Genomic DNA, 17,518 nt, shown 5'->3' on the forward strand with positions numbered 1-17,518 from the left:
CGTGCCATTGGGTTCGCCCTATGCGGGGCAGCGGCTCTGCCTCGCCACCCAGCACGGCAAGCAGCGGGCCCTGGCCCTTCCCTTTGCCGCAGGCCTGGGGGTGACCATGGAGGTGTGTACCTGCGACACCGACAGCCTGGGGACCTTCAGCGGTGAGGTGCAGCGCCTCGACGATGCCCTCACCACCTGCCGCCGCAAGGCTTTGATGGGTCTCGAGCAGACCGGCTTGCGGCTCGGCCTGGCCAGCGAGGCTAGTTTTGGCCCCCACCCAGCGGTGCCGCTGCTGGCCGTGGGGCAGGAACTGCTGGTGTTCGTGGATCTCGATCTCCCACTCAGCCTGGTGGAGCAACGCCTGGATTGGCGCACCAACTATGCCCAGATGACACTCGGGCCACAGCAGGATCCGTCAGCCTGGCTGAAGCAGGTGGGCTTTCCCTCCCATGGGGTGATCGCCCGTCCGTTGGAGCGGCCTGAGGGGCCCGTCTTCAAAGATCTCATTCACCCTGTTGCCCTCCATGACGCCCTCGCGGCCTGCCGCCGGCTCGATTCCCTGGGGCAGGTCTGGCTCGAGACTGACATGCGGGCCCATCGCAATCCCACCCGGATGCGCTCGATTCGCCGCCTGGGTGTAGCTCTGGTGCGGCGCCTGGGTTCAGCCTGCCCCGGCTGCGGGTCCCCGGGTTGGGGCCTGGTGGCCAGCGCGGCTCTCACTGCCCCGGCGGGACCGGCTCACGGCTGCCGACCCGGCCCACTGTCCCTACTGCAACCCCTGAGGCTTCAGGCCTCCAGGTAGTCGATCACCCGCTCGGAGAGATCCTTCACTGCGGCCACGGCGCGGCGCTCGATGCCCCGGGCGGTGTCGCGGGTGACGCCCAGGCTGCGGGCGGCGGCACTCAGGGTCATCGGCTCCGGGCGGTTGATGCCGTAGCGCAGGCGCAGCAGTTCAGCCTCCCGGTCGGGCAACCGCGTCAGCAGCTGCTCGAGGTCGTGGCTGAGAAGCTGGCGGCTGAGGCGATCGTCGGGCAGGGGAGCGTCGCAGGCCTGCAGGTCCAGCAGATGGCTGTCGTCGTGGCCGCCCAGCCCCGCATCGAGGCTCACCGGCTGCTGGGCGCGGAACAGGGTCTCGCGGATGTCCAGGGGCTTGAGTCCGGTGGCGTCCGCCAGTTCATCCACGCCGGGGGCCCGCCCCAGCTGCTGCCAGAGGCTGTGCTGGGCCTTGCGCAGCTTGCTGAGGGTGTCGCCCACATGCACCGGCAGCCGGATCGTGCGGCTCTTGTCGGCCAGGGCCCGCGTGATGCCCTCGCGGATCCACCAGTAGGCATAGGTCGACAGCTTGTAGCCGCGGCTGGGATCGAAGCGCTCCACGGCCCGGATCAGGCCGAGGGTGCCCTCCTGGATCAGGTCCTCCAGCTCCAGCTGACGGAAGGTGTACTTGCGGGCCACGCTCACCACCAGCCTGAGGTTGGCGGTGACCATGCGCGTCTGGGCCCGCTCGGCCAGGCGCAGCTGGCGCTGCAGGTGGCGCACGGTCAGGCCGGCCTCCACGGCCCAGGCCTCCAGGCTCGGCTCCAGGCCGCCGGCCCGCAGCTTCATCTCTTCGGCCAGTTCCAGCAGTCGCCGCCCGGTCTGCACCGATCGGGCCAGGCTGATTTCTTCGTCGGGGGTCAGCAGGGGAATGCGGCCGATGGCACGCAGGTGCTGAGTCATTGCGTCGCAGCCGCCGCTGGGGAGCTTCTGTGGCGCAGGCATCGGGGGATGTCTGAAAAGAATTCGGCAAACCTTACGGGCTTTGCGGCGGGATTGGTGGGTGGTCGGGGCAGCGACTAGCAGTCCCAATCGGGGCGATCAGGCGAGCTGATCATTGGGCGGCATCGCCCGGTCCACTCGTGTGGCCCGCTTAGCAAAGTGCGGGTGTTGTTGGGGGTCTGGCCCCCTCTTCCGCCCACCTGGGGCCATGGGGATCGGGCCCATCGGTGCTGCCCCAGGCCCTGGGCAGGCTTCCCACAATTGGGGTGACGGACTGCCCCTGCCCCGCCGATGACCGTGCTGTTCCTGGTGGCCCTCGGCTGGCTGGGCCTGCGCACGGCGCTGCTGCTGGCCCAGACGGTTCGCCACACGCCCGAGGCCCAGCTGGGTCGGGCCTTTCAGCAGGAGCTGCGGGACCGGGGGCTGATCGTGGAGCCGCGCGGCCGCTGAACGCCTGCCAGGCTCAGTGCCTGGGCGACAGGTGCCTCACCGTCGCCGGCCCGCTGCCTAGCCCGTGGTCTCCTCCTCGCTGCTCACGACCCTGCTGCTGCTGCTGGTGGGGATCCTGCTGGCCCGGCTCACGGCCAGCCGGCTGGAGCGCTGGGCGGTGCCGGCCATCGTGCTGGAGCTGGTGGTGGGCTTCGTGCTCGGCAACACGCTGCTGCCCTACACCGCGATCCGGCCCCTGGCGGGGCTCACCGAGCTCGGCGTGCTCACCCTGTTCTTCCAGGTGGGCCTGGAGGTGCGCGGCGATCTGCTTCGGTCGCGCCCGGGGGCCGTGCTGCGCACCGTGGCCCTCAGTGCCCTCACGCCCCTGCTGGCCTGGGCCCCCCTGCAGGTCGGCTTCCAGCTCGCGCCGGCCACCACGCTGCTGTGCCTGGCGGTGCTGAGTGCCACGGGCACCGGCGTCACCCTGCGGCTGCTGGCCCAGCGCCAGGCCCTCGGCACCCCATCGGGCCGCCTGCTGGTGGGCGTGTCGGTGCTCGACGACCTGCCGGCGATCGGCCTGCTGTCGCTGGCCATGGCCCAGGGAACCGCCCAGGCCAGGGCCGCGGGACAGGTGGCTCTGCAATCTCCGGGTCTGCCGGGCCTGCTGCTGGGGCTGGGCCTGGCGGCCCTGAGCTACTGGGGCGTGGAGCGCTGGCGGAGCTGGCGCGGCCCGTGCCAGCCGGATCTGCTCACGATCCTGCTGCTGTTGATCAGCTGTGCCTGGGTGGGCGAGGCCAGCGGCCTCACCAGCCTGCTCGGCGCCCTCTGGGCGGGTGTGCTGCTGGGCCGGCTGTTGCCGCAGGGGCCTGACAGTCCCGAGGAGCAGCGGCTGCGCGGCCACCTCACCCTGCTCTCGGAGGTGTTCCTGCCCCTCTATTTCCTCAGCGTGGGCATGCGCGTTCCGGCGGCCACCCTGCTGAACCCGGCGGCCTGGGGCCTGGCGGCGGCGCTCACGGTCCTGGCGCTGCTCTGCAAGGCCGTCTGCGGGCTGGGGATCCGTGCGGCCGACCGGGCGGCGGGCGTGGATCCCCAGGTGGTGGTCTACGGCCTGATCCCCCGCGGCCTGCCGGGTCTGGTGTTCGCCACCAGCGCCCTGGCCGCCGGCGTGATCACGGCGGTGCAGTTTTCGGCCCTGGTGCTGATGGTCACCGTCACCACGGTGCTGGGCCTGCTGCTGCTGGGGCGGCGCCTGCAGCAGCTGGAGGCCGCGGCGGCCCCGAGGATCAGCCCCTGAGGCAGCGCCAGGACAGCCCGGCCCGCTCGTTCAGCTGCCCTGCTGCAGGGCTGGCGTCACATCCACCAGCGGGATCTCGGCATCGCCCCAGCCGTCCGCGGGCAGCAGGGTGGGTGCCGTGGGACCGGGCGCGGCGGCCGCACCCGCCTGGAAGGCCCCGTTGACCCAGGCCAGGATCAGGCCCCGCAGCGGTCCACCTCCTTCCTCCAGGGGCGAGCGCAGGTTGAAGTGGTCGCCGCCCTTGGCCAGCACCAGGCGGTGGCCCCCGCCGATGCCGCGGAGCTGCGCTGTCATCGGGGCGATCGCCTCCGGCCCCGACGGGACGACCCAGTCGCGGCTGCCGCTCACCAGCAGTGCCCGGGCATTCATCGCCTGGGAGGAGCCGACATCGAACAGCAGCGCCGTCGGCGGGCTCACCGCCACCACCGCCTTGACGCGGGGATCGGCCAGGCCCGCCTGGTCGGCGGTGGCCTTGAAGCTGCACTGCAGCACCCAGCTGAGGTTGCGATCGGGATCGCGCAGGTCGGCGCAGCGGCCCTGCATGCGGTCGGCGCTGGGCCGGAGCCCGGCCAGCTGCAGCACCGTGGTCGCCCCCCACGACTGGCCCAGGGCCACCACCGCCTCGGTGCGCACCGGCGCCGGCAGCGTCAGGGCGCCGCTGGCCGCGGCATCGATCAGCGCCGACACGTCCAGGGGCCGCAGCTTGAGGTCGTCGGGGCTGGGGGGCGGCACCTTGCCGGCGAGCATCGCCTGCTGCTGGCTGCTGTCGCTGCCGGGGTGACGGGGCAGCACCACCGTGGTGCCGTGGCTGGCCAGGTGCTTGGCCCAGCCCTCGAAACCCTCGGGCGAATCCCAGAGCCCGTGGGAGATCACCGCCAGCCGGCCGTTGCCGCCGGTCTTGGGGGCGATCACCACAACCGCCAGGGCCTCGGGCCGGTGGCGCACGGGGATGGTCTGCTCCGTGCGCTGGATCGCCAGGGGGCCCGGGGCCGCCAGGGCCGGCGAGACCGCCGCCGGGGTGGCCGCCGCCAGGCGCAGGCCTTCACTCTGCTGGCGCTGCAGCCGCTCCAGGCCGACGAAGAATTTCTTCAGGTCCACCGTCACCGTGCGGCCCGGCAGGGCCTGCAGCAGGTCCACCACGGTGAGGGGGCCGCTGGCGGCGGTTCGGTTGAGGCTGGAGGCCAGGTCCTTGCTGTCGATCGTGTCGGGCACCCCATCCACCTCGCCCAGGGCCGACACCAGCAGCAGGGCCTGATCGAGCAGCGGTGAGCCCACGGCCTGGTTGGCGAAGGAGCGCACATTGAGCGGCAGCGGTGTGCTGAACACCCGGGCCAGCTCGCGGCCGATGGATCCGCTGGTGGCCCGATCCAGCTCGGCCAGATCGCTGCTGCCGCGGATCAGCTTGCTGGGATCGCGCAGCTCCGCCGTCTTGACGGTGAAGCTCGTCTGCAGGAGGGGAAGCTGCAGCTGCACCACGTCAATCGCCTGCGCCGGGGCGGCCAGGGCGGTGCTGCCGGCCAGGGCGGCGGCGGCCAGAAGGGCCCCCCGCAGGCGGCTGGCGGGGCGAAGGCGGACGGGCGGGCGGACCAAGGCGGACGGGCGGCGGGCGCAGCGCTCAGTCAACCAGCCTTTGGCCGTCTCTGCAGGCCCGGCCCGGGCCAGTCGGGGCCGTGAGGGGCCGCCAGGCCAGCCCCGATGGCAAACCATGACAGTGCTGAACCGTGCCCGCTGGCCCTGGTCATCCTGAGGATTCAGACCGGGCACCCTTCCGCTCCATGCTCGAGCTGCTGCCGGCCCTCAACGACCACAACCTGCCCTGGATGGACACCCTCCATCCGATCGTGGTGCACTTCGTGATCGCGATGGCGCTGATCGCCTTCGTGTTCGATCTGGTGGGCGTGCTGGGACGCAAGCCGGCCCTGCTGGAAGTGAGCTTCTGGAATCTGCTGTTCGCCACCGCGGCCATCTTCGTGGCGGTGATCCTGGGCCAGGTGGAGGCGGGCCTGGCGGCCCCCTACGGCGGCGCCCGCCGCATCCTCGATCTGCACACCACCCTCGGCTGGGCCCTGGCCGGCATCCTCTCGGTGCTCACCGGCTGGCGCTATGTGCTGCGCAACCAGGACAGCCAGACCCTGCCCTGGCCCTTCCTCGGCGCCGGCGCCCTGCTGAGCCTGCTGATCGGCGTGCAGGTGGTGCTCGGCGACCAGCTGATCTGGACCTATGGCCTGCACACCGTGAAGGTGGTGGCGGCGATGCGGGAGGGGTTGATCTGATGAACGCCTACGGCCCCAACGGGCTCCCCTACCCCCTGCCGATCCACCCCAACCTGGTGCACCTCACCGTGGGCCTGGTGGTGATCGGCATCGCCTTCGACATCGCCGGGGCCCTCTATCCGATCGAGCGGCGCCTGTTCCGCTTTCTGGCCCTGCCGGTGACCCGCTCCGCCCTGCACGACGTGGGCTGGTACAACCTGCTGGCGGGGGTGGTCACCGCCTTCTTCACCGTGGCGGCCGGCCTCTACGAGATGCTGCTGGCGGAGCCCCTGCCGGGCGTCACCAGCGCCTTCGGCCTGGGCAGCCTCGACACCATGCTCTGGCACGGCGTGGGCGGAGTGGCGCTGCTGCTGCTGCTCACGGCGATGGCGGTGTGGCGCGGCTTCCAGCGCTTCGCCTGGCGCCGCGACATGGGCCGCCAGGTGCAGTGGAGCTACCTGCTGGCCGGCGTGGGGCTGGTGCTGCTGCTGGCCGTGCACGGCACCCTCGGTGCCCAGCTGGCGGCCGAATTCGGCGTGCACATCGCCGCCGGCCAGCTGCTCCAAGCGGGCGCCGACCTGACCACGGCCCTGCCATGACCACGGCCATCCCATGACCGCCACCTCCCCCGCCAAGCCGCCCAACCGGCTCGCCATCGCGGCCGTGAGCCTCTGGACCGGCCTGATCGTGCTGGTGAGCCACTGGATGGCGCAGCAGTCCCAGCGCTGGCTGCCGGTGCAGGCCTCCAGCGCCGCCCCCCTGGTGGATGGGCTGTTCGGCTTCGAGACGGGCCTGGGCACCTTCATCTTCCTGGGGGTGATGACGGTGCTGGCTTGGAGCCTGCTGTTCCACCGCGCCAGGAAGTACGACGAGAGCGACGCCGAGCCGATCGAGGGCAACACCCGCCTGGAGATCGTCTGGACTGTGATCCCGCTGGTGCTGGTGCTGCTGATCGCCGCCAACGCCATCCGGGTGAACCGGGTGCTGGGGGTGCTGGGCCCGATGGAGCACGTGCACGGCACTGCCACGTCCACCGGTGCGGTGGCTCCTGGCGCAGAGGCGTCCGGGCCGGTGATGTCGGCGTCGGCGAGCTCCGGCGCGGCGGCCTCCGAGCTGCAGGTGGAGGTGATCGCGCGCCAGTGGTCGTGGGAGTTTCGCTATCCCCTCGGCGATGGCGACGCCCAGCCCCATGCCGTGCCGGCCATCGTCTCTTCCACCGAGCTGCACCTGCCCGTGAACCGGCCGGTGAGCTTCCGCCTGCTCTCGGAGGACGTGCTGCACGGCTTCTACGTGCCCGCCTTCCGCCTCAAGCAGGACGTGGTGCCCGGCCAGGCCATCCGTTTCCGCCTCACCCCCACCAGATCCGGCCGCTACCGGCTGCGGGACTCCCAGTTCAGCGGCACCTGGTTCGCGGCCAACCAGGCCGATGTGGTGGTGGAGAGTCCGGCCGCCTTTGCCCATTGGCTGGAAGTGGCGGTCCAGCAACCCCTGCAGCCCGGCCTCAGCCCCGCCGCCGACGACTACACCCGGCGTCAGCAGCGTCCCGCCAACGGCTGGGCCACCGTGGTGCCGGCCCCGCCGCCGCTGGTCAACGTGCCTGGATCCGCTGCCCTTCCCCACGACGCCTGAGCCGATGGTCTCCACCGCTGCCACCGCCACACCGCCAGCCTCGGGCTCCTGGCTGCGCTACCTGGGCTGGAGCACCGACGCCAAGGTGATCGGCATCCAGTACATCGCCACGGCCCTGCTGTTCCTGCTGGTGGGGGGCTTTCTGGCGATGGTGATCCGCGGCGAGCTGATCACCCCCGAGGCCGATCTGGTGGACCGCACGGTCTACAACGGCCTCTACACGATGCACGGGACGATCATGTTGTTCCTGTTCATCTTTCCGGTGCTCAACGGCCTCAACAACCTGCTGGTGCCGCTGATGATCGGAGCGCCGGACATGGCCTTTCCCAGGCTCAATGCCGTCGCCTTCTGGATGGTGCCGGTGTTCGGGCTGATCCTGATGGCCAGCTTCCTGGTGCCGGGCGGGCCGGCGGCTTCGGGCTGGTGGTCCTATCCGCCGGTGAGCCTGCAGAACCCGCTCGGGATCCTGCTCAACGGCCAGGCCCTGTGGATCCTGGCGGTGGCCCTCTCGGGCGTGTCCTCGATCCTCGGGGCCCTGAATGTGGTCACCACGATCCTGCGGCTGCGGGCGCCGGGGATGGGCCTGTTCCGCATGCCGATCTTCTGCTGGACGGCCCTCTCGGCCCAGCTGATCCAGCTGGCGGGCCTGCCCGTGCTCACCGGCGGGGCCGTGATGCTGCTGCTGGATCTGGTGGCGGGCACCTCCTTCTACCGGCCTGAAGGGGGCGGGGATCCGGTGCTCTATCAGCACTTCTTCTGGTTCTATTCCCACCCGGCGGTGTATGTGATCATCCTGCCGATCTTTGGGGTGTTCTCCGAACTGCTGCCGGTGTATGCGCGCAAGCCGCTGTTCGGCTACAACTTTGTGGCGATGGCGTCGCTGGTGATCGTGGGGCTCAGCCTGATCGTGTGGGTGCACCACATGTTCCCCAGCGGCGTGGCCCAGTGGATGCGCGATCTGTTCATGGTCACCACGATGCTGATCGCCGTGCCCACGGGCATCAAGGTGTTCGCCTGGGTGGCCACCCTCTGGCGCGGCAAGATCCGGCTCACCTCGGCGATGCTGTTCGCCCTGGGGGGCATCGTGAACTTCGTGTTCGCCGGCATCACCGGCATCATGCTCGCCACGGTGCCGATCGACATCCATGTGAACAACACCTATTTCGTGGTGGGCCATTTCCACTACGTGATCTATGGTGCCGCCACCATGGGGGTGTACGCCGCCATCTACCACTGGTTCGGCAAGTTCACCGGCCGCATGCTCTACGAGGGCCTGGGCAAGCTGCACTTCGTGCTCACCTTCATCGGCACCAACCTCAACTTCCTGCCGATGCATCCCCTGGGCCTGATGGGCATGCCCCGGCGCGTGTCGAGCTACGACCCGGAATTCGCCTTCTGGAATGTGCTGGCCAGCCTGGGGGCCTTCATCCTGGGGGTGTCGATCATTCCCTTCCTGCTCAATCTGGTGAGTTCCCTGGTGCGGGGCGCCAAGGCGCCGGCCAACCCCTGGAATGCCATCGGCCTGGAGTGGCTGCTGCCCTCGCCGCCGCCGGCCGAGAACTTCGAGGAGCACATCCCCACGGTGCTGCGGGGGCCCTACGGCTACGGCAGCGGTGAGCCGCTGGTGGAGCACCAGGAGCGCTACGAGCAGGCCCTGCGGGAGGTGGCGGCATGACCAGCACCAGTGCCGGTGTCGCCCCTGGAGAGGGTCGCGCCCCCGGCAACAACCCTGGCCCCGGCGAGACCCCCGGCAGCGGCCACCACGCCCATCCGGACCACAGCCTCACCGGCTTCGTGCTGTTCCTGGCCTCCGAGAGCCTGGTGTTCCTGGCGTTCTTCGCTGGCTACGCCGTGCTCAAGACCGGCGCCCTCAGCTGGTATCCCGCCGGCGTGGCGGGGCTCGAGTGGCGCGAGCCCCTGCGCTACACGGCGGTGCTGCTCTCCAGCTCCGGCACCATCGCCCTGGCGGAGCACTTCCTGGAGCGTGGCCGGCTGGGGCTGTTCCGCGGCTTCTGGCTGCTGACGATGGCGATGGGGGCCGTGTTCCTGGCGGGGCAGGTGCTCGAGTGGCGCGGCCTGGCCTTCGGCTTCACCGATGGCGTCTTCGCCAACCTCTTCTATCTGCTCACCGGCTTCCACGGTCTGCATGTGGCGGCCGGGATCGTGCTGATGGGCGTGATGCTGGTGCGCTCCTTCACGCCCAAGCCGGGCGGCGGCCACCGGGGCCTGCAGGCCGCAGGCCTGTTCTGGCACTTCGTGGACGTGATCTGGGTGGTGCTGTTCCTGCTGCTCTACGTGTGGCGGTCGCCATGATCATCGACGACCGCTCCTACGACGTGTTGATCATCGGCAGCGGCGCCGGTGGCGGCACCCTGGCCGGTGCCCTGGCCGCCAGCGGCCGCTCCGTGCTGCTGCTGGAGCGCGGCGGCGTGATGGCCCTGGCGGATCAGAACGTGGCCGATGTCGACCTGTTCCGCAAGGACCGCTACCACCCCGGCGAGCAGTGGTTCGGCCCGGACGGCGACCCCTTCGCGCCCCAGACCGTGTATGCCATCGGCGGCAACACCAAGATCTGGGGGGGCGTGCTGGAGCGCATGCGCGAGCGGGAGTTCGGCCCCCTGGCCCTGCAGGAGGGTCCGCTGCCCAGCTGGGAGCTCAGCTACGCCGACTTCGCCCCCTACTACGACCGGGCCGAGGCCCTCTACCGCGTGCACGGCCAGGCTGGCAGCGACCCCACGGCGCCGCCGCGCAGCGGCCCTTTCCCCCTGCCGCACCGCCCCCTTGATCCGCTGATGGCGGAGCTGCGCGGCGCCCTGGAGCGGGCCGGCACTCACCCCCACCCGCTCCCCCTCAGCTGGAGTGAGTCGGTTCAGGACCCCACGGGCGATGCCGAGCTGTTCGGGGTGGATCTGGCCCGCGCCAGTGCCACGGTCACGATGCGGGAGCGGGCCCGGGTGCGCCGCCTGCACGTGAGCCCCAGCGGCCGGGAGGTGCGGGGGGTGGAGGCGGAGATCGACGGCCAGCGCTGGCTGTTCAGCGCCCGGGTGGTGGTGCTGGCGGCCGGGGCGATCAACAGCGCCGAGATCCTGCTGCGCTCCGCCAACGACCGCCACCCCCAGGGCCTGGCCAACGGCTCGGGCCAGGTGGGCCGCAACCTGATGAAGCCCCAGCTCACGGCGATCCTGCAGCGCTCCGCCGCCCCCAGCAGCGGCCGTGAGGCCCGCTGCCTCGGCGTGCACGACTACTACTGGGGCGATCGCAACGTGTCGTTTCCGCTGGGCACGATCCAGAGCGGTGGCGGGGTGCTGCAGGATCCGCTGTTCGCCGAGTCGCCGCCGGTGCTCTCGCTGGTGACGCGGCTGCTGCCCAGCGCCGTGTTGGAGCGGCTGGCGGGGCGCTCGATCTGCTGGTGGGCCAGCAGCCCCGTGCGGCCCGATCCCGCCAACCGGGTGACCCTGCGGGGCGAAAGCCTGCAGATCGACTACACGGCCAACAACCGCGAGGCCCATGACCGGCTCGTCTACCGCTGGATCGAGACCCTGGAGGCGGTGGAGGCCGATCCGCTCAACACGGTGGTGCAGCCCTTCCCGATCCATCCCCGCGGCGAGGCGCCGCTCTCGGCGATCGGCCAGGTGTGCGGCACCTGCCGCATGGGCTCGGACCCGGCCAGCTCCGTGGTGAACCTGCAGGGGCAATGCCACGAGCTGGCCAACCTCTACATCGCCGACGCCAGTACTTTCCCCAGCTGTCCGGCGGTGGGGATCGGCCTCACCGTGATCGCCCAGGCCCTGCGCCTGGCCGACCACGTGCAGGCCCTGATCTGAGCGCGGCGCGCCGGGCCCGGGCTGGCCATGGTGGAGGCAGTGCGCCGCTCCAGCCATGTCCAGCCTCTCCCCGGAACAGGCCCTGGTGCTCACCGCCATCGAGCGCTTCCTGGCGGACCCCGACCTGATGGCGGAGGAGGGGGGCGGCGCCGATGGCGACGCTGACGGCGACGTGCTGGAGGCCATCGCCCTGGCCCTGACGGCGGTGCTGCCGCCGGAGTCGATCGAGCAGGCGATCACCAGCCTGCTGGCCAGCCATGGCGCGGAACTCGACGAGGAGATCCAGCTGGTGCTGGAGGCCCTGCTCGGCGCGATCGAGCGCGACGACAGCGACCTGGAGGCTGAGGCCGACTCCGGCCCCGACCTCGATCCCGACTCCGGCCCCGATGCCGGCGAGTCGGCGCTGCAGCGGGCCCTGGCCGGCCAGGCGGCCGCGTTGGAGGCCAATGCCCTCGATGGCAACTGCCTGCTGGTGTGGGACGAGCAGCAGAGCCCGCCCCTGCAGGAGCTGGAGATCCTCGATCTGCTCGATGAGTACCCCTGCCGCGGCGCTGGGGCCCGCTGGGGCCCGGAGGACTTCGTGGTGCTGCTGGAGGCCAAGAGCCGCCTCTGGCAGCAGACGATGGCGGCGCTGGAGATCTTCGCGGAGCGGCCCGAGAGCCGGCCCAACGCGGCCACGATGCTGGCCCTGGTGCCACCGGACCTGGAGCGGCCGATCGAGCTGATGGAGGTGCTGGTGCCGCTCACCGGCCTGGCCTGGACCGCGGATGAGGGCGGCCCGGTGCAGGAGCCTCAGGCCTGAATCGGGATCACCCGGTCGCGGCCGCGGTCCTTGCCGGCATACATGGCGCCATCGGCGCGGGCGATCAGCGCCTCCACCGACTCGCCCTCCTGGGCCACCGCTACGCCGATCGTGGCGGTGATGGCCAGGGGGCCGGCGACGGTGGGGATCGGCGCGGCGATGGCCCGGCGGATCTTCTCGGCGATCTGCGTGGCGTTGTCGAGGTCCTGCACGCCTTCGAGCACCACCAGCAGTTCATCGCCGCCGACGCGGGCCGCCAGATCGCCGGCGCGCAGGCAGCCGCTGATCCGCCGGGCCACGTCTCGCAGCAGGTCGTCGCCGGCGGCGTGGCCGTACTGGTCGTTGATGGTCTTGAAGTGATCCAGATCGCAGAACAGCGCGGCCGTCCGCGAGCCGGTGCGGGGCAACTGCCGCAGCAGCGCCTGGATCCGGCTGTGCATCTCCTGGCGGTTGAGCAGGCCGGTGAGGGGATCGCTGGCGGCGCGGCGGGCCAGTTCTTCCTGCTGCCGCCGGCGCTCGGTCACATCGAAGCAGTAGCCGATGTAGCCGCCGAAGGCGCCGTCGAGGCCCGTGAAGGGAATGCCGTTGTCGGAGATCCAGCGGAACTCGCCGTCGTGGCGGCGCAGGCGGTACTCCATCACGAAGGTGCGCCGCTCGGCCAAGGCCTCCAGATAGATCTGCAGACAGCCCGCCAGATCGTCCGGGTGCACCCCTTCGCTCCAGCCGTTGCCCATCTCCTGCTCCATCGTGCGGCCGGTGAAGGCCAGCCAGGTGGTGTTGAACCAGTCGCAGAGGCCGTCCTGGCCGGCGCGCCAGATCAGGGCCGGGGCGTCGTTGAGCAGCTGCAGATAGAAGGTGGCGGCCCGCTCCCGCTCCGCCTCCACCCGCTTGAGCGCGCTGATGTCCGTGATCTGCACGATGGTGGTGCTCAGGGCCCCGTCCGCGTCGCGGATGCCGCTCACCGAGACATCCCCCCACACCGGTGAGCCCTCCGGGCGGTGGAAGCGGGCCACCAGCCGGTAGCTGCTGCACTGGTTGGTCTCCAGGTCGCGCCGCAGCCGCTGCTCCTCCGCCAGATCCTGGGGAGCGATCAGGGCGCTCCAGCTGGTGTGCAGCAGCTGCTCAGGGTCACGGCCCAGGAACTGGCAGAGGGCCGGATTCACCCGCCGGACCCCCCCGCCGGGATCGAGCAGGCCCTGGCCCACGGCGGCGTTGTCCATCGCCATCTGGAACAGCTGCTCGGCCTTGGCCTGGGCCAGGCGGGCCTCCACCGCTGTGTGCACGTCGCGGCAGCTGCCGACGCGGGCGATCACCCGCCCCTCGCCATCGAGCACCGGCTTGATGGCCACGGACACCCACAGCGGCTCGCCGCTGGCCTTGCGCAGCCGCAGCTCGTAGGTGATCGGCCGGCCGGCCAGGATCTGCTCGGTGGCCCGCTGCAGCCGCGGCAGGTCCTCGGGCTCGATGATCTCGGCGGCGGAGCGGCCCACCAGCTGCTCCGGCTCGTAGCCCAGCAGGCTGCGGGCCGCGGGCGACACCCACTGGAACACCGCCTCCGGTGTGGAGCGGAAGATCATGTCCGCGGTGTAGTCCAGCAGCAGCTGGTAGTGGTCCCGGGTGGCCCTGAGCTCCCGTTCGCCCTGCCCGCGACGCGCGGCTACGACGACCGCCGTCAGCCCCACACCCGTGAGGCCCACCAGCCGCGAGAGGAAGTCGAGCGAGGGGAAAAAGGCCCAGTGGATCCCGGAGGCCAGCGACAGGGCCAGGGCCAGGCCCGCCAGCAGCAGCACCCTGGCGGGGGAGGCAAAGGCCGCCGCCAGCACCACCGGCAGCCAGTAGTAGGGCAGTACGACGATGTTGCGGGGCAGCACCAGATCCGCCAGGAACAGGCCGATCAGCAGCAGCACCAGCAGCAGCCAGCCGCTCTGCCGGTCCAGTCGGGTGGGGAGCCGTGGGACGGGGCGATCGGGCTCCCTGCTGCTGCTGGCTGCGTGCAGTGCCGTCCCCTCCAGCCGCTCTCGTCGTCAGTCTGGTGCGGATCGGAGCGGACGGCTGCGGGAGCGCCGGGGTGTTCACCGACAGACGGGGAGCCTGCCTGCGCCAGGTGCCCTCCGGGGATACGGTGCGGATGGCGGCGTCGCAGGCACGGCCATGGCCCTGATCAACACCGCCGTGGGCCTGCTGGCGATCAGTTCGCCGATCGGGGCGCTGCCGGTGGTGGCCAAGGCGGCCGGGGGCGAGCCCGGCCGGGTGCGGCGCATCAGCCGGCTGGCGGTGCTGACCTTTCTGTTCACCCTGCTGGCGGCCTGCTGGTGGGGTCAGGCGTTGCTGGATCTGTTCGCGATCACCCTCGATTCCTTCCGCGTGGCCGGCGGCCTGATCCTGCTGCCCATCGGCCTGCGGCTGATCGAAGGCCTGGAGGTGGGTCACCCGGAGGTCGACAACGATGCCGGCACGGTGGGGGTGGTGCCGATCGGCATGCCGCTGCTGGCGGGGCCCGGCGCCATCTCCCTGGTGGTGGCTGAGGCGCCGCCGGCCTGGATCGGTCGCCTGGCCCTGAGCGGGATCATCGCCCTGCTGGCCCTCGGCATCTATCTGGTGCTGCTGGTGTCGATGCCGCTTCGGCGCGCCCTGGGGGAACTGCAGGAGAAGGTGATCAGCCGCCTGATGGGGCTGCTGCTCAGTGCCATCGCCGTGCAGATGCTGGTGAGCGGCCTCAAGGGCTGCTTCCCGGTGCTGGCCTGAGGCTCACGCTCCGGCGGGCGGGTCGGCCGCGGCCGTGTCGCCGTGCTCAGCTGCCCTCCCCTGGGAACTCGGCCGGCTGGGCCAGGGCCTCGAACACGTCCGCCAACACCCTCTGCATCCCCGGCTGCAGGCGGCAGTCCGGCACGGCCTCGGAGGCCACCAGCAACAGGGCGCAGGCGTCGGCCAGGGCTGCGGCCTCCTCGGCGTTGAGGGCCAGTAGGTGCTCGCCCCTCCACTGGCTCGCCCTCACCGCTGCCTCGCGGCGACCGTCAAGGCCATGTCCAATTCCGTCATGCCGCTGCCTCCAGCGCTGGGCTGGGCCGAGCCTGGGCGGCAGCTGTGTCTGGCCGCTGACTGCGCCGGCTGCGGTTGCGACTGGATGTGACTGCGCCGCGCCGGTCCTGCGCCCAGGGCCGCGGCTCCCGAGCCCGGGGGCACGGCTCCGCTGCCTCTCGCCACGGCTCTCCTGCGCAGGGGCCCGGCCCGTGGTCCGTCGCCGGAGGCCGTGCCTACGGTTCGGGTGTGTGCCGTCCTGCCGTGACCAGCGCCGCCGATGGTCGCCCCCGTGCGCCGGTGGCCCGCGGGGGCCCGGCAGACGAGCCGCGGGCCCAGGCCCTGCTGGAGCAGCTCACGCTGGCCGAGAAGCTGGCGATGCTCGATGGCGACACGCCCTTCTGGTCGGGCATGGCGGACATCGCGCTCCACAACGCCTCCCACCAGCACCCCTGGCCGGCCGGCGTGGTGCCGCGGCTGGGCATCGGCGGCCTGCACTTCGTGGATGGCCCCCGCGGCGTGGTGCTGGAGGGCGGCGCCACCACCTTCCCTCCGCCGATCGCCCGCGGTGCCAGCTGGGATCCCGACCTGGAGGAGCGGATCGGCGCGGCCATGGCCCGCGAGACCCGCTCCTTCGGCGCGAACCTGCTGGGTGGCGTGTGCGTGAACCTGCTGCGCCACCCCGGCTGGGGTCGCGCCCAGGAGACCTACGGCGAAGACCCCGTGCACGTGGGTGCGATGGGCGCCGCCATGACCCGCGGCGTGGCCCGCCATGCGATCGCCTGCGTCAAGCACTTCGCGCTCAACTCGATCGACAGCGCCCGTTTCCGGGTGGATGTGCAGGCGACGCCGCGGGTGCTGCACGAGCTCTACCTGCCCCAGTTCCGCGACTGCATCGAGGCCGGCGCCCTGGCGGTGATGAGCGCCTACAACAGCGTCAACGGCGACTGGTGCGGCCAGCACCCCGTGCTGCTGGGCGAGATCCTCAAGCGGCGCTGGGGCTTCCGCGGCTTCGTGCTCACCGACTTCATCTTCGGCGTCCGCGACGGCGTGGCGGCCGTGCTGGCGGGCCAGGACCTGGAGATGCCCTTCCGGATGGTGTTCGAGGCCTGTCTGGCGGAGGCGGTGGCGAGCGGTGCGGTGCCCCTCAGCCGCATCGACGATGCGGTGCTGCGGCTGCTGCGGGCCCAGCTCTCGGTGCCCCCCGGCGACTACCCGGCGTCGCTGCGGGCCTGCGCGGAGCACCGGGCCCTGGCGCGGGAGGCCGCCACCAAGGCGATCGTGCTGCTCAAGAACGATCCGCTGGCGGAGGGTGGGCCGCTGCTGCCGCTGGCGGGCGTGGAGTCGATCGCCGTGATCGGGCCGCTGGCCGCCACGGCCAACCTGGGCGATCGCGGCTCCTCCGACACCCGCCCCGCCCCCGGTGCGGTGGTGACGCCCCTGGCGGGGCTGCGGGCGGCGGCGCCCCAGCTGCAGATCCGCCACAGCGACGGCCGCAACCTGGCCGAGGCCGTCGCCCTGGCCACCGAGGCCGAGGTGGCGGTGCTGGTGGTGGGGCTGGACTGGCGCCACGAGGGCGAGCACATCCACGCCGGCGACATCGCCCCGATCCTGCGCCACACGCCCCCGCCCGATCCCCTGCTGCGCCGCATCGGCCGGGAACGGCTGCTGCCGCTGTGGTCGAAGCTGGCGGCGGGCTTCGCGGCGGTGGCCAGCCTCGGCTCGGCCCGGCCGGGGGGCGATTTCGCCTCCGGTGACCGCACCGAGCTCAGCCTCGAGCCGCGCCAGGAGGCCCTGATCCGCGCCGTGGCCGCCGCCAACCCGCGCACCGTCGTGGTGCTGATGGGCGGCGGCGGCATCCTCTGCGAGGCCTGGCGGCGCCTGGTGCCGGCGATCCTGCTGCTCTGGTATCCGGGGCAGCAGGGGGGTGAGGCCCTGGCGGATGTGCTGCTGGGCCGCGTGTCGCCCTCGGGGCGGATGCCCTTCGCCCTGCCCAGCGACCACGCCCAGCTGCCCCCCTTCCACCCGCGCACCCGCCGGATCACCTACGACCTCTGGCACGGCTACCGCCGCTTCCAGCGGGATGGCCAGCTGGCCGCCTTCCCCTTCGGCTTCGGCCTCTCCTATGCGGCCTTCGAGCACAGCGATGTGGCCGCCGCGCTGGTGGAGGGCCCCGCGGGGATGGCGGATCCCCAGGCGGCCCTGCAGCTGGAGCTCACGGTGCACAACGCCGGCGCGATGGTGGCCGACGAGGTGGTGCAGGTGTATCTGGAGCCTCCCGGGCGAGCCCTGGAGCGGCCGGTCCGCAGCCTGATCGGCTTCCAGCGGCTCACCCTGGAGCCGGAGCAGAGCGAGCGGCTGCGGCTGGCGATTCCCCTGCGCCGCCTGGCCTATTTCGATGAGGCCCGCGACGGCTTCGCCCTCGAGGCCGGCCGGCACCGGCTGGTGGTGGCCCGCCACGTGGAGGATCCGGGCCTGGCGGTGGAGCTGGAGCTGGAGCCGCTGCTGCTGGGGCCCTGAGGGG

Annotated in this window: 16 protein-coding genes; 12 read left to right on the plus strand and 4 right to left on the minus strand. The window is 71.7% G+C overall.

The window, feature by feature from the left end:
* Position 1 precedes the first annotated feature (1 nt).
* Complete coding sequence (locus tag ACLV7J_RS00280; RefSeq protein WP_411867135.1) at positions 2-793, plus strand: DUF6671 family protein; 792 nt, start codon at positions 2-4, stop codon at positions 791-793.
* Here the strand turns inward: ACLV7J_RS00280 and ACLV7J_RS00285 are convergent.
* Entirely contained in the window at positions 778-1,707 is a 930-nt protein-coding gene (locus tag ACLV7J_RS00285) for a sigma-70 family RNA polymerase sigma factor (RefSeq protein ID WP_411867136.1), read from the minus strand. The genes ACLV7J_RS00280 and ACLV7J_RS00285 overlap by 16 nt on opposite strands.
* A 330-nt stretch (positions 1,708-2,037) precedes the next feature.
* Between ACLV7J_RS00285 and ACLV7J_RS00290 the strand changes: the two genes are divergently transcribed.
* Both ACLV7J_RS00290 and ACLV7J_RS00295 read left to right on the plus strand, forming a co-directional pair.
* Positions 2,038-2,196 carry a hypothetical protein gene (locus ACLV7J_RS00290; protein WP_411867137.1) on the plus strand — a complete coding sequence of 53 codons (159 nt, stop codon included), beginning with the start codon at positions 2,038-2,040 and terminating at the stop codon, positions 2,194-2,196.
* Between the two features lie 64 nt (positions 2,197-2,260).
* Complete coding sequence (locus ACLV7J_RS00295) at positions 2,261-3,469, plus strand: cation:proton antiporter (RefSeq protein WP_411867138.1); 1,209 nt, start codon at positions 2,261-2,263, stop codon at positions 3,467-3,469.
* A gap of 30 nt (positions 3,470-3,499) precedes the next feature.
* Here ACLV7J_RS00295 and ACLV7J_RS00300 read toward each other — a convergent pair whose 3' ends face one another.
* Positions 3,500-5,059: a dienelactone hydrolase gene (locus ACLV7J_RS00300; RefSeq protein WP_411867139.1), complete on the minus strand. Its 1,560-nt coding sequence runs from the start codon at positions 5,057-5,059 to the stop codon at positions 3,500-3,502.
* Positions 5,060-5,244: 185 nt separating this feature from the next.
* On the opposite strand from ACLV7J_RS00300, the gene ACLV7J_RS00305 reads away from it, so the two are divergent.
* From ACLV7J_RS00305 to ACLV7J_RS00335, 7 genes are read left to right on the plus strand one after another with little or no spacing between them, the layout of a single operon-like run.
* The gene (locus ACLV7J_RS00305; protein WP_411867140.1) at positions 5,245-5,742 is read left to right on the plus strand and encodes a DUF2231 domain-containing protein; all 498 of its coding nucleotides are present in this window, start codon (positions 5,245-5,247) and stop codon (positions 5,740-5,742) included.
* Positions 5,742-6,320 carry a DUF2231 domain-containing protein gene (locus ACLV7J_RS00310; RefSeq protein ID WP_411867141.1) on the plus strand — a complete coding sequence of 193 codons (579 nt, stop codon included), beginning with the start codon at positions 5,742-5,744 and terminating at the stop codon, positions 6,318-6,320. The genes ACLV7J_RS00305 and ACLV7J_RS00310 overlap by 1 nt, the downstream gene beginning before the upstream one ends.
* Positions 6,321-6,333: 13 nt before the next feature.
* On the plus strand, positions 6,334-7,350 hold the full coding sequence (locus tag ACLV7J_RS00315) for a cytochrome c oxidase subunit II (protein WP_411867142.1): 1,017 nt from the start codon (positions 6,334-6,336) through the stop codon (positions 7,348-7,350).
* A 4-nt stretch (positions 7,351-7,354) separates the two neighbouring features.
* Positions 7,355-9,025, plus strand: a complete 1,671-nt coding sequence (locus ACLV7J_RS00320; protein ID WP_411867143.1) for a cbb3-type cytochrome c oxidase subunit I — start codon at positions 7,355-7,357, stop codon at positions 9,023-9,025.
* Positions 9,022-9,663 carry a heme-copper oxidase subunit III gene (locus ACLV7J_RS00325; protein ID WP_411867144.1) on the plus strand — a complete coding sequence of 214 codons (642 nt, stop codon included), beginning with the start codon at positions 9,022-9,024 and terminating at the stop codon, positions 9,661-9,663. The genes ACLV7J_RS00320 and ACLV7J_RS00325 overlap by 4 nt, the downstream gene beginning before the upstream one ends.
* Positions 9,660-11,174 carry a GMC oxidoreductase gene (locus ACLV7J_RS00330; protein ID WP_411867145.1) on the plus strand — a complete coding sequence of 505 codons (1,515 nt, stop codon included), beginning with the start codon at positions 9,660-9,662 and terminating at the stop codon, positions 11,172-11,174. The genes ACLV7J_RS00325 and ACLV7J_RS00330 overlap by 4 nt, the downstream gene beginning before the upstream one ends.
* 55 nt (positions 11,175-11,229) lie before the next feature.
* Positions 11,230-11,976 (plus strand): hypothetical protein, encoded by a 747-nt coding sequence (locus tag ACLV7J_RS00335; protein WP_411867146.1) that lies wholly within the window; start codon positions 11,230-11,232, stop codon positions 11,974-11,976.
* Here the strand turns inward: ACLV7J_RS00335 and ACLV7J_RS00340 are convergent.
* Positions 11,967-13,883: a PAS domain S-box protein gene (locus ACLV7J_RS00340; protein WP_411867147.1), complete on the minus strand. Its 1,917-nt coding sequence runs from the start codon at positions 13,881-13,883 to the stop codon at positions 11,967-11,969. The two genes, ACLV7J_RS00335 and ACLV7J_RS00340, sit on opposite strands and share 10 nt — an antisense overlap.
* Positions 13,884-14,127: 244 nt before the next feature.
* On the opposite strand from ACLV7J_RS00340, the gene ACLV7J_RS00345 reads away from it, so the two are divergent.
* Entirely contained in the window at positions 14,128-14,721 is a 594-nt protein-coding gene (locus tag ACLV7J_RS00345; protein ID WP_411867148.1) for a MarC family protein, read from the plus strand.
* A gap of 46 nt (positions 14,722-14,767) precedes the next feature.
* Here ACLV7J_RS00345 and ACLV7J_RS00350 read toward each other — a convergent pair whose 3' ends face one another.
* Entirely contained in the window at positions 14,768-14,971 is a 204-nt protein-coding gene (locus tag ACLV7J_RS00350; RefSeq protein WP_411867149.1) for a hypothetical protein, read from the minus strand.
* A 287-nt stretch (positions 14,972-15,258) separates the two neighbouring features.
* Here ACLV7J_RS00350 and ACLV7J_RS00355 point away from each other — a divergent pair, with 287 nt between their 5' ends.
* The gene (locus ACLV7J_RS00355; RefSeq protein ID WP_411867150.1) at positions 15,259-17,514 is read left to right on the plus strand and encodes a beta-glucosidase family protein; all 2,256 of its coding nucleotides are present in this window, start codon (positions 15,259-15,261) and stop codon (positions 17,512-17,514) included.
* Positions 17,515-17,518: the final 4 nt, after the last annotated feature.

It is taken from the genome of Vulcanococcus limneticus LL, assembly GCF_943369875.1.
Taxonomy (GTDB): Bacteria; Cyanobacteriota; Cyanobacteriia; order PCC-6307; family Cyanobiaceae; genus Vulcanococcus; species Vulcanococcus limneticus_A.

Excerpts from the sequence above, each read along its gene's own strand:
- ACLV7J_RS00285 (WP_411867136.1), bottom strand. The coding sequence starts at position 1,707 with ATGACTCAGCACCTGCGTGCCATCGGCCGCATTCCCCTGCTGACCCCC.
- ACLV7J_RS00310 (WP_411867141.1), top strand. The coding sequence starts at position 5,742 with ATGAACGCCTACGGCCCCAACGGGCTCCCCTACCCCCTGCCGATCCAC.
- ACLV7J_RS00335 (WP_411867146.1), top strand. The coding sequence starts at position 11,230 with ATGTCCAGCCTCTCCCCGGAACAGGCCCTGGTGCTCACCGCCATCGAG.
- ACLV7J_RS00345 (WP_411867148.1), top strand. The coding sequence starts at position 14,128 with ATGGCCCTGATCAACACCGCCGTGGGCCTGCTGGCGATCAGTTCGCCG.
- ACLV7J_RS00330 (WP_411867145.1), top strand. The coding sequence starts at position 9,660 with ATGATCATCGACGACCGCTCCTACGACGTGTTGATCATCGGCAGCGGC.
- ACLV7J_RS00305 (WP_411867140.1), top strand. The coding sequence starts at position 5,245 with ATGCTCGAGCTGCTGCCGGCCCTCAACGACCACAACCTGCCCTGGATG.
- ACLV7J_RS00325 (WP_411867144.1), top strand. The coding sequence starts at position 9,022 with ATGACCAGCACCAGTGCCGGTGTCGCCCCTGGAGAGGGTCGCGCCCCC.
- ACLV7J_RS00315 (WP_411867142.1), top strand. The coding sequence starts at position 6,334 with ATGACCGCCACCTCCCCCGCCAAGCCGCCCAACCGGCTCGCCATCGCG.
- ACLV7J_RS00290 (WP_411867137.1), top strand. The coding sequence starts at position 2,038 with ATGACCGTGCTGTTCCTGGTGGCCCTCGGCTGGCTGGGCCTGCGCACG.
- ACLV7J_RS00320 (WP_411867143.1), top strand. The coding sequence starts at position 7,355 with ATGGTCTCCACCGCTGCCACCGCCACACCGCCAGCCTCGGGCTCCTGG.